We start from the raw sequence: 14,365 nt of genomic DNA on the forward strand, positions 1-14,365 counted from the left end.
GATTGCTCCGTCTTTCTTTCTCCTCCCATGCGAGAGAAGAACCTATCCGGTATTAGCTACCGTTTCCGGTAGTTATCCCAGTCTTATGGGCAGGTTACCTACGTGTTACTCACCCGTCCGCCGCTAACCATCAGGAGTGCAAGCACTCCATCAAGTCCGCTCGACTTGCATGTATTAGGCACGCCGCCAGCGTTCGTCCTGAGCCAGGATCAAACTCTCCAAAAAAGAGAGCGATTAAGCTCAATTAGAAAAACTGACGAGAACGTAATGTTCTCTTTATTTTGCTCAATCATTCATACGGTCTTGCGACACGTACCGAATGATCTCGCTAAGCATTTTCTTCGAAAATGCTGCTCACTCGTTGTTCAGTTTTCAAAGATCAAATTTCTTTTTTGTTTAATCGCTTTGTTTCAGCGACCTTTATAATATATCATGTTCAGCATCTTGTCGTCAAGAGTTTTTTTAAATTATTTTTTTGTGTGTTATGCACACGAATTAATTTAGTTAGCTCTTAAAAGGGCCGAGATATAATGTACCACATATCTTCAATTTAAGTCAACACTAAAATAAAGTTATTTTTATTCCATACAGCAATGCCACTCCCGGCAGTCCAAGCACCGTAACCGTACCTATTGTAGCAGGGTTTATCGGAATACTCACCTCACCAACTAATCCAGAGTAGTTAACTACATATATACCTAGAGCTGCAAGCACTAAATGAATCCCAAAGGTACTGATCCATTTAAAACCGATTCTTCTTCTGAATAGAATGACGAGAATTAGCAGCAAGGATACGGTAAGCACTCCCCATAGAATGATACTCTTCATTATACCCCTCCTACTTCTTTAGTAAGACTTATTGCATTCATCTCTTTCACAGCATAATGACTTTTTCCATTCAAACCGGCCTGCTTCGCTCTTTTTAAGTGCATCTGGTATTTTCTCTCCGCAGCCTCAAGTGTAAAAATCGCATAATCGATCTGATCCTGCCCTACCGCCTCTTCAAACATATGATGCGCCTGCATCCACTCTTCATGTGCAGTCCGTATGTCATCCAAAATTTCCGTGCCTGCCCGCTTCTCTTGCAATACCATTTTGCTATCCTTTGCACCGAATGCTTTGATCCAACCCGTCACCATTATGTATCCCCTCCCGAAAATTAGCTCTTAACCTCTTTTGAATCCAGAAAGAACCATTTGAAACAGCTCAGTTTATTTAATAGGTAACTCAAAGGCTTGCAAAAAAAGCACAAGCACAGCTGAGCCGTCAGTGCAGTAAATCTTCTGCCTTCTGACTCTGCGCGGTCCATATTAAACTCACTGCGTTATTTCATACATATCGCGAGAGGGACAAACTTAGAACATACAAAAAAAGAAGCCCTGAGAGACTCAGAGCTTCTTACATTTGTACAGTTCGCTTATAAAATGATCTAGTGCAATTGCCGGCGGCCTTCCAGCGCCTTAGATAACGTTACTTCATCCGCATATTCGAGATCCCCGCCTACAGGCAGACCATGGGCAATCCGGCTCACAACCATCTCAAATGGTTTAACCAGTCTCGAGATATACATTGCCGTTGCTTCTCCTTCAATATTCGGATTCGTCGCCAGTATAAGCTCCTTCACCCGCTCATCACTCAAGCGAGTAAGCAGCTCCTTCAGCCGAATATCATCCGGTCCAATTCCTTCCATAGGAGAAATCGCACCTTGGAGAACATGATAATAGCCGTTGAATTCTTTGGTTCGCTCCATAGCCACGAGGTCCTTAGGATCCTGTACAACACAGATCACGGATGCATCCCTCGTCTTATCCTGACAAATGCGGCACGGATCTGTATCTGTAATGTTACAGCACACCGAACAATAGTGAAGATTTCGTTTCACACTTACCAGCGCTTTGGCAAAATCAATCACATCATCTTCTTTCATGTTCAGTACATGGAAGGCAAGGCGAGCGGCCGTTTTGGGACCGATGCCGGGCAGACGTGTGAAAGCATCTATAAGCTTCGCAATCGGTTCCGGATAATACAAGTTAAGAATTCTCCTTCTATTGGCTTAGAACAAGCCAGGGATTTTCATGCCATTCGTAAATTTACCCATGTCCTGGTTCGCCAGTTCATCAGCTTTGCTCATCGCATCGTTCACTGCAGTCATAACAAGATCTTGCAGCATTTCAACATCTTCAGGATCTACCGCTTCAGGCTTAATTGTAATGGAAATCAGTTTCTTGTGACCATTCACTTCAGCCGTTACAACACCGCCGCCAGAAGAACCTTCTACAGTCTTCGTGCCAAGCTCCTCTTGTGCCTTGAGCATTTGCTCCTGCATTTTTTTGACCTGCTTCATCATTTGATTCATATTGTTCATCTGTGTCATCTCCTTAAATTAATATAATGTTAATGTTAAACACGCTTATTCCTTAATGATAACCAAATTCTCGCCAAAAAGCTCGATTGCCTCATCAATCCAAGGCTCCTTCTGATTCCCATCCTGCTCAGGCTCCAGCTTGAACTCCTCTTCCTTCTTCGTCTCCTGCGTACCTTCTATTGCAGTTAACCAATCCCGCTGAAGCATCGTCACCAGTCTTACCGGTCTGCCGAGCTGCTGCTCTAGCACACCCTCGATCACTTCTCTGTTTGCCGGTTTCTCTGTCGTTTCACGGTGAATACTGTTCTTAAAGGCGACAAGCACAGCATCCTCTAAGGCAGATACAGGTTCTCCATCAACAAACCAGGCATGTACCGTCACTTTCTCTTCCTTGACTCGTTGAAGGATCTGTCCCCATTTGCTCGCAATATCGGTAAATTCCTTGCTACCCCTCTGATTAACGTATTGCTCCATGTTAGGAGGGAGCTTGGCAGGTCCAGATATTCTTGGCGCAGCTGTACGCTGATTAGACCTTGCAGAACCACTACCTGAGCCCTGACCTGCACTCGCAGCCCCAACACCGCCGTTCTTCATTGCCTTTTCCAGCTTTTTCTCAAGATCAGCAATTTGACGTTTCATCGCTGCGATCTCAGAGGAGTCAACACTGGACCCTTGGCCCTCGGAAGCTATTGCGGCAGCACCGCCCTGAGGTAGACTGCACAATTTGAGCAATGCGACTTCGAATAAGGTTTGGGGCTGAGCCGCATATTTCATTTCACTTTGATATCGATTGAGCGTATCAATTACGTAAAACAACTGCTCTTTGGAGAAGGCGTCTGCAATTGGCTTAAATGACGCAGGATCAAGGACCCGATCCGTCATCCGATCTGCATTCGGCACCATCTTGATCAGAAGCAGATCACGGAAGTAGTACAGCAGATTCTCCATACTCTTATCCGCACTCTTGCCTTCCTGCATGAATTCTTCAACCGTCTGCAGGACCTCGCCCACTTCTCCTTTAAGGAGGAATCCAGCCAGCTTGCCAAACTTATCTGACGGAAGCCCGCCTGTCATATCCAATGTCTGCTGATAGGAGACATGTCCTCCTGTAAAGGAAGAGACTTGATCAAGAATGCTCAGCGCATCCCTCATCCCTCCATCAGACAAACGCGCAATATATTGAAGAGCTTCGTCTTCTGCTGTAATACCTTCTTCTTTACAAATCGCTGCAAGCCGTCCTGTCTGCTCTTCCAGGGATACCCTGCGAAAATCAAACCGCTGGCAACGAGAAATAATCGTAGCAGGAAGCCGATGCGGCTCTGTTGTTGCGAGTATAAACATTACGTGCGGCGGCGGTTCTTCCAGTGTCTTCAGCAAGGCGTTAAACGCTTCTGTCGTCAGCATGTGAACTTCATCAATGATGTACACTTTATGACGGACTTCGGTAGGGGCATACTTCACTTTTTCGCGTAAATCCCGAATCTCTTCTACCCCGCGATTGGATGCAGCATCAATCTCCTGGACATCCATAACCGAACCAGACGTAATACGCCGGCATGCTTCACACTCGTTGCAAGGCTCTACCTGAGGACCCCGTTCACAGTTGACAGCCTTCGCAAGTATCTTGGCAGCGCTTGTCTTCCCTGTTCCACGCGGACCACTAAACAGATACGCATGCGAAATCCGCTCTTCACGTATGGCATTCTGCAAAGTCTGAATGATATGCTGTTGCCCAACCATGTCTTGAAACGACTGAGGCCGCCAAGCACGGTACAACGCAATATGTTCCACTGTGCTTTACCCTCTTTCCACATGTCTCATGACCTTTGTTTGTGGCTTCATTATACTATATTCCCTCTTGAATCAAAACTTTAAAAGTACATGAGCCGTATTTTCATCCCTATTTATGATTGAGTTCCATTTTGTGAGGTCAAAAGAAATATCCTGTTGAATTGTTCTGTTTTGACCGAGATATAACCAAAGGATCGTTACTTCTGAATTTGATCCTAAAAACCTCTTTAAAACCTCTCGTAAATACAAAAAAATCTTTGCATTTCTAATGCAAAGATATCTGTATGTCATCTATTTATTTAGAGTAAGAACCGTGCACCTGTTATTGATAATTGCGATCCAAGCGGCACCCCTGCATAACAACTCGGGTTAGGCCACCCTCCGGCACAAGAGTGGTCTTGCTTATGGCTGCTTCCTTCCGGACCTGACCAGATTCACAAGTACTCATTGCGGAGGACCCAACCGTCAACATTGCATGCAGGGACCAGCCTCACATCGACAAAACCTCTAACAGGAATTCAACCTCGCTATAGCGGATTGCGAGTTACAGGGCACCGCTACCTCCCCATCTAGCACGGTGAAAATAAGTATATCGCATGCAGTATTAAAATGCAACCGGACTGCAATACTTTCCAGCTGCACCTGTTTAACTAGCTATTCGGATCCACATTTAATTCAAGAACGTCCTGCAAAAAAATAAAACCCTCTGCCACTCAGGCAGAAGGTCAAAAACAAATGAAGCTGACGAAAGCTCGTCAGCTTCATATAAATTACATTCCGTATTTTTTCTTAAATCTATCAACACGGCCACCAGCATCCAGGAATTTCTGTTTACCAGTGAAGAACGGGTGACATGCAGAGCATACCTCTACACGCAGAGATTCTTTAACAGAACCCGTTTCGAACGTGTTACCACATGCACAAGTCGCTGTAGTTACGTGATATTTTGGTTGAATCGCTTCATTCATGACTTTCACCTCTTCTTGCCCTGAGCCGGCTAATGGACCCAGAGTTATTAAGAACACAAAGTTGATTATAACACGCTCTTCTACTCTGCGCAATGCCTATGCAAATAAATGGTAGCCGCAGAAATGAGGAGACTTGTGTTGTTTATAACCTGCTTTTTATACAGATTAGCATTCCAATTCACAATAAGCTGTGATTAGGTTGTCGTAGCGGACGCCGCTGAAGTTCTGTTCGTACGTCTTGCAGGCGCAGAGCTTGAGCCTGATCCAGAAGTACTGCCAGATTGTGTCTGACCCGTATTGCCTGCCACATCCAGTGATGCGAGGAACTCCGCATTCGTCTTGGTATTGCGCAGCTTCTTAAGGAAGCCTTCCACAAAGTCATGACTTTCATTCATATTCTTACGCACAGCCCATATCGCATCCAGTTCATCCTTCGTAAGCAGCACTTCCTCACGACGTGTACCGGAACGGCGAATATCGATGGCTGGGAAGATCCGGCGTTCAGCAAGCTTACGATCAAGATGTAATTCCATATTGCCTGTGCCCTTGAACTCCTCGTATATGATGTCATCCATCCGCGAGCCGGTATCAATAAGTGCTGTAGCTAGAATCGTTAAGCTGCCTCCCTCTTCCACATTCCGGGCCGAGCCAAAGAAACGCTTCGGACGATGAAATGCAGCCGGGTCAATACCACCGCTGAGTGTCCGGCCAGATGGCGGAATTACCAGGTTATATGCACGCGCAAGACGCGTAATGCTGTCCAGCAAAATAACAACATCCTTCTTCGCCTCGACTAGACGAAGCGCACGCTCAAGAACAAGCTCAGCTACTTTAATATGATTTTCCGGAAGCTCATCAAATGTTGAGGCAACAACTTCCCCTTTTACAGAACGCTGCATATCCGTCACTTCCTCAGGACGTTCGTCAATCAGCAGTACAAACAATTCAATCTCCGGATTGTTGGTTGAAATGCTATTTGCTATCTCTTTCAGAAGGAGTGTCTTACCCGCCTTGGGAGGTGCAACAATGAGTCCGCGCTGTCCCAATCCTACGGGAGCAAGCACATCCATAATACGGGTTGATAAATGCGCTGGGGATGTTTCAAGTACTAGCTTTTTCTGTGGGTATAGGGGAGTTAAGGCTGGAAAATGGAGTCTTTCAGCTGCAAGCTCAGGGCTTTGACCATTAACGGCATTGACCTGAAGCAGTCCGAAATATCTTTCATTCTCTTTAGGGGTACGGCACTTGCCGGATACGAGATCCCCAGTCCTTAAATCAAACTTACGAATTTGTGAGGAAGATATATAAATATCTTCTTTACTCGGCAAATAGTTAATGGGGCGGAGAAAGCCATAACCCTCTGGGAGGATTTCGAGTACACCTTCCATGAACATAAGGCCGCTTTGTTCTGCCTGTGCTCGAAGAATGGCAAAGATTAGTTCCCTCTTCTTCAGCTGGCCGTAATAAGGGATCTGGTACTTCTTCGCCAACTTGTATAAGTCAGTCAGCTTCATTTCTTCCAGATCAGATATTTGTAGATCCATGCAATAACCACCTATTCAATTAATAAGTCCGTAAAAATGGGAAGACTGACGGTCCAGTCGTATGTGTGCAAACTAAGTAATGATTATCTTCAATAACACTGCTTAGCATCCATTGTACGGAATTTACCTGTCTGAATGCAAATCGCAGTATATTGGCAGTATGATTGCCGTTGTTATGCAAGAAATCAGTATTAGAATAGGTTTACCCATTTTTCGAAGAGATATTCATATAAATTATAGATCGGATCAAAAGAACTATTCTTTAATATGTTTATCTCTTCGAATATAAAAGTATTATTTCTCTACAGTGTCTGACGCCAAACATCGGCACCCAGCTCGCGCAGATTGGTGACTAAGTTGTCGTATCCACGATCAATAAACTCTACACCACCAACCTCAGTGACCCCTTCTTCCACCGTTAATCCAGCGATGACAAGAGCTGCACCTGCTCGCAGGTCGGCCGCCTTTACCTTGGCCGCATTCAGCGAATGACCCTCGATAATTGCCGATCTTCCTTCTACCCGAATCTTAGCACCCATTCGGATGAGTTCAGGCACATGCTTAAAGCGGTTGCTATACACAAAATCGCTTAGTACACTCACGCCTTGTGCCTGGGTCAGCAAGCTGGTCATTGGAGACTGCAGGTCGGTGGCAAAGCCCGGATATACCAATGCTTTGACATCGACATGTTCATAGCTTGGTTTGCCGATCACTCGAATGCTCTCATCAAGCTCCTCAATGCCAACACCCATTTCAATCAGCTTAGCTGTCAATGCCTCTAAATGCTTGGGAATGACATTATCAATGAGTACATTACCGCGAGTTGCAGCAGCTGCAATCATATATGTACCTGCTTGAATGCGATCAGGAATAATGGAATGTCGGCAGCCATGAAGCTCCGATTTGCCCTCGATACGAATCGTTTCGGTGCCTGCACCTTTTATCGATGCTCCCATGGAATTCAAAAGTGTTGCTACATCTATAATCTCAGGCTCTTTGGCCGCATTTTCAATAATCGTAGAGCCCTTGGCTCTTGTCGCCGCCAGCATAATGTTTATGGTTGCTCCTACACTGACAACATCCAGATAAATTTTGGCACCCTTAAGCTCTTTGGCATGAAGATGGATGGCACCATGCTCATTTGTCACCGTTGCTCCAAGAGCTTCAAAACCCTTGATGTGCTGATCAATAGGCCGAGGTTCAAAGTTGCAGCCCCCTGGCAGTCCAATGGTCGTTTCTTTGAAGCGCCCTAGCAAAGCACCCATCATATAATAAGATGCGCGAAGCTTCTTCACTGGTCCGTTAGGCATAGGCAATGAAATAATATGAGAAGGATCAATCCTCATCGAATTTCCATCCCAAGATACCGTAGCTCCAAGTTCCTCTAGAATTTCGGAATAAACAGCAACATCGCTGAGTAAAGGTAGATTATCAAGAATAACTTCCGACTCGGCAAGAATTGCCGCCGGAATGAGCGCTATGGCACTGTTCTTAGCTCCGCTAATGGTAACCGTGCCTTGGAGTGGCCTTCCACCACTGATCATTAATTTTTCCATAAGGTAAGAGGTCCTCCTAGAAATCACTTCTAGCCGAATTGAATAATTCTTATGGCAATGCATCACTACGGATTTACGGATTATATTATAACGATACTTTCAACTTTAAAATACTTATTATGAAATGGAAAAACACCGACTAAGCGGTGTGATTCCCATTTCATCTATTAAATTGAATCGGTTGTCAAAAAACTTACGCTTGGTTGCTGGAACCAAACTCACGGATTTTGCCGATAACTGTTGCTTTGATCGCGTCACGACCTGGAACGATATATTTACGTGGATCGTATTCATTTGGTTTAGCTGCAAGCACTTCACGAACAGTCTTCGTGAAGGAGATTTGGTTCTCTGTATTCACGTTGATCTTGGAAGTACCCAGGGAGATTGCTTTCTTGATGTCATGAGTCGGGATACCTGTACCACCATGAAGAACAAGTGGAAGTGTAGTTGCGTTACGGATCTCTTCCATTTCTGCAAAACCAAGGTTAGGCTCGCCTTTGTAAGGACCATGAACGGAACCAAGAGCTGGAGCAAGTGTATCGATACCTGTTTCGTTAACGATACGAACACAATCGTCAAGCTTAGCATACATTACTTCACCGACAACATCATCCTCTTGTCCGCCCACGATACCAACTTCAGCTTCAACGGAAACGCCTTTGGAATGTGCGTACTCAACCACTTTTTTAGTGATTTCGATGTTCTCGTCGATTGCATGGTGGGAACCGTCGATCATAACGGAAGTGAAGCCTGCATCAATTGCTTCTTTACATTTATCAAAGCTGGAACCATGATCAAGATGGATGGCTACAGGCACGGTAATTTTCATATCGTGGATGAGGCCCTCAGTCATTTTCACTACAGTGTAGAAGCCGCCCATGTGACGAGCTGCGCCTTCGGATACTCCAAGAATGACTGGAGATTTCTCTTCTTCTGCTGCAGCAAGAATAGCTTGAGTCCACTCAAGGTTGTTGATGTTGAATTGACCAACTGCATACTGACCTTTAAGCGCTTTGTTTAACATGTCTGTCATTGATACTAATGGCATGGTTTAAATCCTCCTAGTGTCTTTGTTTGTCTATGGTTATTAGCCGACATCACATACAGCCATTATTATACCACATCCGATGTTAAATACTAAACAAGGGTTTGAAAAATAAATAAGCTGCGGAAACGTCCTGCCATCTCGAATTCTAGCAGAAGACAAGGCACTGGCAAAGTGATGTCATTTACAGGAGGCTACAAAAAATCCTGCCCGTTAAGACAGGACCCTATACATCCTATATTTCGTTCTTTACCCCGCCAAGCTGCATATTAACCGCGATCCGCATCTCATCAATGTCAAATGGTTTGGTGAAGTGCATTAGCGCTCCCAGCTCGGTAGCTTCTTTTATCATGTCAAGCTCGCCATATGCGGTCATCATAATGACCTTGATTTCAGAGTTCATCTCTTTGATATGCTTCAGTATTTCCAGACCATCCATTCCTGGAATCTTCATATCCAGCAATACAAGATCCGGGGAATGCTTCTGAACAATCTCCAGTGCAATTTTGCCGTTAGCCGCCTGGTATGTTGTATACCCTTCACTGCTGAACACTTCCATAAGCAAAATACGAATTCCATTCTGATCATCAACTATAAGTACTTTTTTGTTATTCAAAGTCTTACCTCCCGCAAATCAATCTACGCAAGCCGCACATGATTGTACCTAATCCAGCGATTTTTAGGTTGTTAGATATAAGATTCTACTTCGCTCAGTTAAATCCTGCTTACTCAAACCATATTACATATAAATGGGACACCATCCAATTTTCATATGTTAAAAAAGATCCCGAGAACGGGATCTTAAGGTTATATAAATTTGAAGTTACATATTCTCTGAATGAGTAAGGGACGCCTTCACAAATTCACGGAACAATGGCTGTGGACGGTTCGGACGAGAAATGAATTCCGGATGGAATTGAACGGACAGGAACCAAGGATGTCCTGGAAGCTCAACAATTTCCACCAAACGTCCATCTGGAGAAGTACCCGAGATAAGCAGGCCCGCCTTCTCAATCACTTCACGGTACTCGTTATTAAATTCATACCGGTGGCGATGTCTCTCGTAGACCAGCTCATCCTGATAGCAAGCTGCTGCAAGGGAGCCTTCCTGCAATTTACAAGGATACAACCCAAGACGCATCGTACCGCCAAGATCCTCGATATCCTTTTGCTCTGGAAGCAGATCAATGACTGGATATTCGGTAGAAGGGTTAATCTCCGAGCTGTTAGCACCTGTGAGACCAACGATAGAACGAGCATACTCAATGACAGATACCTGCATGCCCAAGCAAATGCCGAAGAACGGAATGTTGTTCTCACGCGCATAGCGAATAGCCGACACTTTACCTTCAATACCGCGATCGCCAAAACCGCCAGGTACCAGAATTCCGCCGATTCCGTGCAGCAGCTCATCTACGTTCTCATCCGTGATCTCTTCAGCATTTACCCAGCGGAGCTTCACTTCTGCATTGGCAGCAAAGCCTGCATGAGACAGCGATTCAACCACACTAAGGTAAGCATCATGAAGCGCAACATATTTACCAACAATGGCGATTTCCACTGTTCTCTCCAGCTTGCTGATCCGATCAACAAGACCTTCCCACTCGGTCATGTCCGGCGCAGGTGTTGTCAGCTTCAAATGATTCACTACAATCTCATCCAAGCCTTCATCACGAAGGTTGAGTGGTACCTCATAAAGTGTGCTTGCATCACGGCATTCTACCACAGCATGCGGGTCAATATCACAGAACAGGGCCAGCTTAGCCTTCATATCAGCAGAGAGCTCTTGCTCTGTACGGCACACGATCACATTCGGCTGGATACCGATTCCGCGCAGTTCCTTAACGCTGTGCTGCGTCGGCTTCGTCTTCACTTCACCCGCTGCTTTGATGTAAGGAATCAACGTAACATGAATGTACATTACATTATCCCGGCCTACATCGCTCTTGATCTGACGAATCGCTTCAAGATATGGCAAGCTCTCGATATCACCTACCGTGCCACCAATCTCCGTAATAACAACATCAGACCCGGTTTCACGACCGGCGCGGAATACGCGTTCTTTAATCTCGTTCGTAATATGAGGAATAACCTGAACCGTACCGCCCAAATATTCTCCGCGGCGCTCTTTGCTAATAACCGTAGAGTACACTTTGCCTGTAGTCACATTGCTGTTCTTGGAAAGGTTAATATCAATAAAACGCTCATAATGCCCAAGGTCAAGGTCTGTTTCCGCTCCGTCATCTGTTACAAACACTTCACCATGCTGGTAAGGACTCATCGTTCCTGGATCCACATTAATGTATGGATCGAATTTCTGAATCGTCACCTTAAGCCCTCTGTTCTTCAGCAGTCTTCCCAGAGATGCAGCTGTAATCCCTTTGCCCAGGGAAGACACAACCCCGCCCGTCACGAAAATATACTTTGTTGTCACTTTATAATACCCTCCTACATAAAAGTCCGTAAAATTCAGGCGACATTATGATGTTATCCTAACCCATTTTTCAGGTTATCATCGTCTAAAAAGGGAATAAGCAAAATTTGCTTGTCAAAAAAAACATCCCGCCTCACAGATCAAGGCGGTACATGTTATTTCTATCTATAGTTCCCTATAAAAAAGAAAAAAGCACACCCGAAAAAACGGGGCACTTTTTTATATAAAACACGTGTAATATTCATCGCTCAATCATAAGCCCAAGCAATAGTTTACCTGCTTCAATGAGCTTTTGTCAAGGATGTTCATCGACTTTATACAACCAGTTTTGGACTAGATTTCCTCGTCCTCATCTTCGTCGTCTGACAGCTCATCGTCATCGTCTTCTACGTCTTCTTCATCATCCAGCTCTTCATCACCGATAATCTCATCATCGACATCATCCTCGTCTTCTTCCGAGTCATCATCGAAGAGATCATCATCCTCGTCCTCATCACCAGAATGATCGAAATCTTCATCCTCGTGTTCTTCATCAATGTACTCTTCATCCTCATCATCGTCATCGTTGATGATTCTTGGACGCTTCGTGCCAGTGACAGAATCTTCGGCTTTATCGATCGGATACCAGCGCTTGAGTCCCCACAGATTGGTTCCCACATAGGCAAACCGGCCGTCGATATTAATTTCAGTATATAGCTGTGCAATGACATCGTTGATCTCTTCGTCGCTAAGGCCACGCAGCTTCGCTACTTCATTCATCAGGTCACGATAGTAATAAGGCGTGTTGGCAGCTTTAAGCACCATAAAAGCCAAATCGACCATCGGCATTTCACGGATCCTTTCTGGATCCAATTTTAAATTGAGTGAGGTACTCACTAACGGACACTTCCTCTCACACATTAATTCGCATAACGGTTTATAGAATGACCTAAACACTCCGCTTTAGCTCAATCTATATAACGCTTTAACTATAACTAACATATCCATTAACAAACCTAAGTAAAACCTATTTAGCCTCAAAATGCAAGTTTTATGTGCATAAGTAACGAGATAAATCGAGCAGAAAAATTCCAATCTCTATCTATATAACCCACGATGATGTTCTCTTCAATATGTATTCCCTCAGTATTCCCTCTTCGGCTATAACTCTTCCGTAGCGCTTTCACTTACATTCAGCTGAAAAAATTTAAAAAAGACGGGGGTCCCTCCCCCGCCTTCTGACTGTATCCGCCCTGAAGGATTGCTCCTTCGACGGGTCCCCGCAAGAGCCATGGAGCTCTCTATGTATATTATGAATTTCTACCCCATTTGACACGATTTATCGGGCCTATTTGCAATAAAAAAGGGCTGGTTTCTCATGCCGTATCACCTGCACGTACATACAATACCTCAAGCATGGCATCCAGAGGGGGACTGCCCAAAAATGGATTACTCCGTATTCTTATCCCTGCTGAATGATGAGATGAATCAAGCTTCCCAGACATCCAGCGGACACCAGATCATTCGTTTCGCAAAACCGCAGCAGTATTATGAGTGTTTGCTTGCACTTGCCAAGCTCAAGCCAACCTTAAAAAATCTCCGGCATGTCAGAGCATCCCGCCTGATCAGGGCACTGATCGTTCCTCTAACTCCATCTGCCAGACTTCACAGTTTGAGTAATCCATCCTTAACCATTGAGAACGACAGTAAAATAAAGGTTCACTCCACGATAAAAAACATCAAAACGCCCCCTTCAGGAGGCGGTCACGGCATCCCATGGGGGGTGAGAAAGATTCGTGCTCATAAGGCTTGGTCCAATTCTACAGGACATCGAATCAAAATTGCTGTCATTGACACAGGCGCCGATTATCAGCACCCCGACCTCCGCCATTCCCTCGCCAGAGGCATTAATCTTCTCAACCGAAACATGCTTCCCTTCGATGATAATGGTCATGGCACCCATATTGCAGGCACCATTGCCGCGGCAAACAGCACAGAAGGCATTATTGGCGTTGCCCCTAGATCCATCATATACCCTGTAAAAGCATTCGATCATCAAGGATCAGCCTATGTCTCAGATATCATCCTTGGCATTGATTGGTGTGTCCGGAACCGGGTAGATATCATCAACATGAGCTTCGGCATGCGCACCAAGAGTAAGGCTCTTCTTGATGTCGTCAATAAAGCAAGCAGGGAAGGCATCGTCATCGTCGCCTCTTCGGGAAATGACGGCAAGCGGCGCAGCATTGATTATCCGGCCAGATACGCACAGACCATCTCTGTGGGTGCAACCGATGAGAACAGACGCATCGCTGAGTTCAGCAATCGCGGCCCTTATGTAGATGTGTATGCTCCAGGCAAAAATATATACTCCTGCTGGACTCATGGAAAATATCATGAGATGAGCGGTACCTCTATGGCTACCTCTCATGTCAGTGGTGCGATTGCATTATTGCTGTCAGAACGCCCTGGTTTATCCCCTGAGGAGATCAAGACGCTAATCAAGAAAAGCGCAACCCCCCTTCGTTCCGGAAAGTCAGCCCGTTCCAGCGATCAAGGCGGGGAGCTTCATGCACTGCGATTGCTTCAGGAGGGAACCAAGTCTAGTTAGGCATGCGGTGGTCTCTCTAGTATCGAAAGATCTAGACCTTATTTGTATTTGGGATCTTATCTGAGTAAAGAA

The 14,365-nt window shown here is 45.1% G+C and carries 13 protein-coding genes, 1 rRNA gene and 1 other RNA gene; 1 reads left to right on the forward strand and 14 read right to left on the reverse strand.

The window, feature by feature from the left end; genetic code table 11:
• From BK126_RS28010 to rpoE, 14 genes are all read right to left on the reverse strand, one after another.
• A 16S ribosomal RNA gene (locus tag BK126_RS28010) occupies positions 1–225 on the reverse strand; the annotation flags it as partial.
• A 336-nt stretch (positions 226–561) separates the two neighbouring features.
• Positions 562–828: a pro-sigmaK processing inhibitor BofA family protein gene (locus BK126_RS28015; protein WP_076315719.1), complete on the reverse strand. Its 267-nt coding sequence runs from the start codon at positions 826–828 to the stop codon at positions 562–564.
• The gene (locus BK126_RS28020) at positions 828–1,094 is read right to left on the reverse strand and encodes a DUF2508 family protein (RefSeq protein ID WP_083656275.1); all 267 of its coding nucleotides are present in this window, start codon (positions 1,092–1,094) and stop codon (positions 828–830) included. Before BK126_RS28020 ends, BK126_RS28015 begins: the two co-directional genes overlap by 1 nt.
• A 335-nt stretch (positions 1,095–1,429) precedes the next feature.
• The gene (recR, locus tag BK126_RS28025) at positions 1,430–2,029 is read right to left on the reverse strand and encodes a recombination mediator RecR (protein ID WP_076315721.1); all 600 of its coding nucleotides are present in this window, start codon (positions 2,027–2,029) and stop codon (positions 1,430–1,432) included.
• A 24-nt stretch (positions 2,030–2,053) separates the two neighbouring features.
• On the reverse strand, positions 2,054–2,365 hold the full coding sequence (locus tag BK126_RS28030; protein ID WP_047914323.1) for a YbaB/EbfC family nucleoid-associated protein: 312 nt from the start codon (positions 2,363–2,365) through the stop codon (positions 2,054–2,056).
• 45 nt (positions 2,366–2,410) lie between these two features.
• Positions 2,411–4,156 (reverse strand): DNA polymerase III subunit gamma/tau, encoded by a 1,746-nt coding sequence (gene dnaX, locus BK126_RS28035; protein ID WP_076315722.1) that lies wholly within the window; start codon positions 4,154–4,156, stop codon positions 2,411–2,413.
• A 311-nt stretch (positions 4,157–4,467) separates the two neighbouring features.
• An RNA gene (gene ffs / locus BK126_RS28040) (signal recognition particle sRNA large type) lies at positions 4,468–4,734 on the reverse strand.
• 192 nt (positions 4,735–4,926) lie between these two features.
• A complete protein-coding gene (rpmE, locus tag BK126_RS28045; protein ID WP_076315723.1) occupies positions 4,927–5,124 on the reverse strand; it encodes a 50S ribosomal protein L31 in 198 nt (65 codons plus the stop codon).
• A 194-nt stretch (positions 5,125–5,318) separates the two neighbouring features.
• Positions 5,319–6,668, reverse strand: coding sequence for a transcription termination factor Rho (rho, locus tag BK126_RS28050; RefSeq protein ID WP_076315724.1), 1,350 nt, complete (start codon positions 6,666–6,668; stop codon positions 5,319–5,321).
• Between the two features lie 302 nt (positions 6,669–6,970).
• Positions 6,971–8,224, reverse strand: a complete 1,254-nt coding sequence (locus tag BK126_RS28055; protein WP_076315725.1) for a UDP-N-acetylglucosamine 1-carboxyvinyltransferase — start codon at positions 8,222–8,224, stop codon at positions 6,971–6,973.
• A gap of 193 nt (positions 8,225–8,417) precedes the next feature.
• Positions 8,418–9,272, reverse strand: a complete 855-nt coding sequence (fba, locus tag BK126_RS28060) for a class II fructose-1,6-bisphosphate aldolase (RefSeq protein WP_076315726.1) — start codon at positions 9,270–9,272, stop codon at positions 8,418–8,420.
• Positions 9,273–9,504: 232 nt separating this feature from the next.
• Entirely contained in the window at positions 9,505–9,885 is a 381-nt protein-coding gene (locus tag BK126_RS28065; protein ID WP_076315727.1) for a response regulator, read from the reverse strand.
• Positions 9,886–10,092: 207 nt separating this feature from the next.
• Entirely contained in the window at positions 10,093–11,703 is a 1,611-nt protein-coding gene (locus BK126_RS28070) for a CTP synthase (protein ID WP_076315728.1), read from the reverse strand.
• 333 nt (positions 11,704–12,036) lie between these two features.
• Positions 12,037–12,579, reverse strand: coding sequence for a DNA-directed RNA polymerase subunit delta (gene rpoE, locus BK126_RS28075; protein WP_076315729.1), 543 nt, complete (start codon positions 12,577–12,579; stop codon positions 12,037–12,039).
• Between the two features lie 547 nt (positions 12,580–13,126).
• Between rpoE and BK126_RS28080 the strand changes: the two genes are divergently transcribed.
• Positions 13,127–14,293 carry a S8 family peptidase gene (locus tag BK126_RS28080; RefSeq protein ID WP_076315730.1) on the forward strand — a complete coding sequence of 389 codons (1,167 nt, stop codon included), beginning with the start codon at positions 13,127–13,129 and terminating at the stop codon, positions 14,291–14,293.
• Positions 14,294–14,365 lie beyond the last annotated feature (72 nt).

Source organism: Paenibacillus sp. FSL H7-0326, assembly GCF_001955535.1.
Taxonomy (GTDB): Bacteria; Bacillota; Bacilli; order Paenibacillales; family Paenibacillaceae; genus Paenibacillus; species Paenibacillus shunpengii.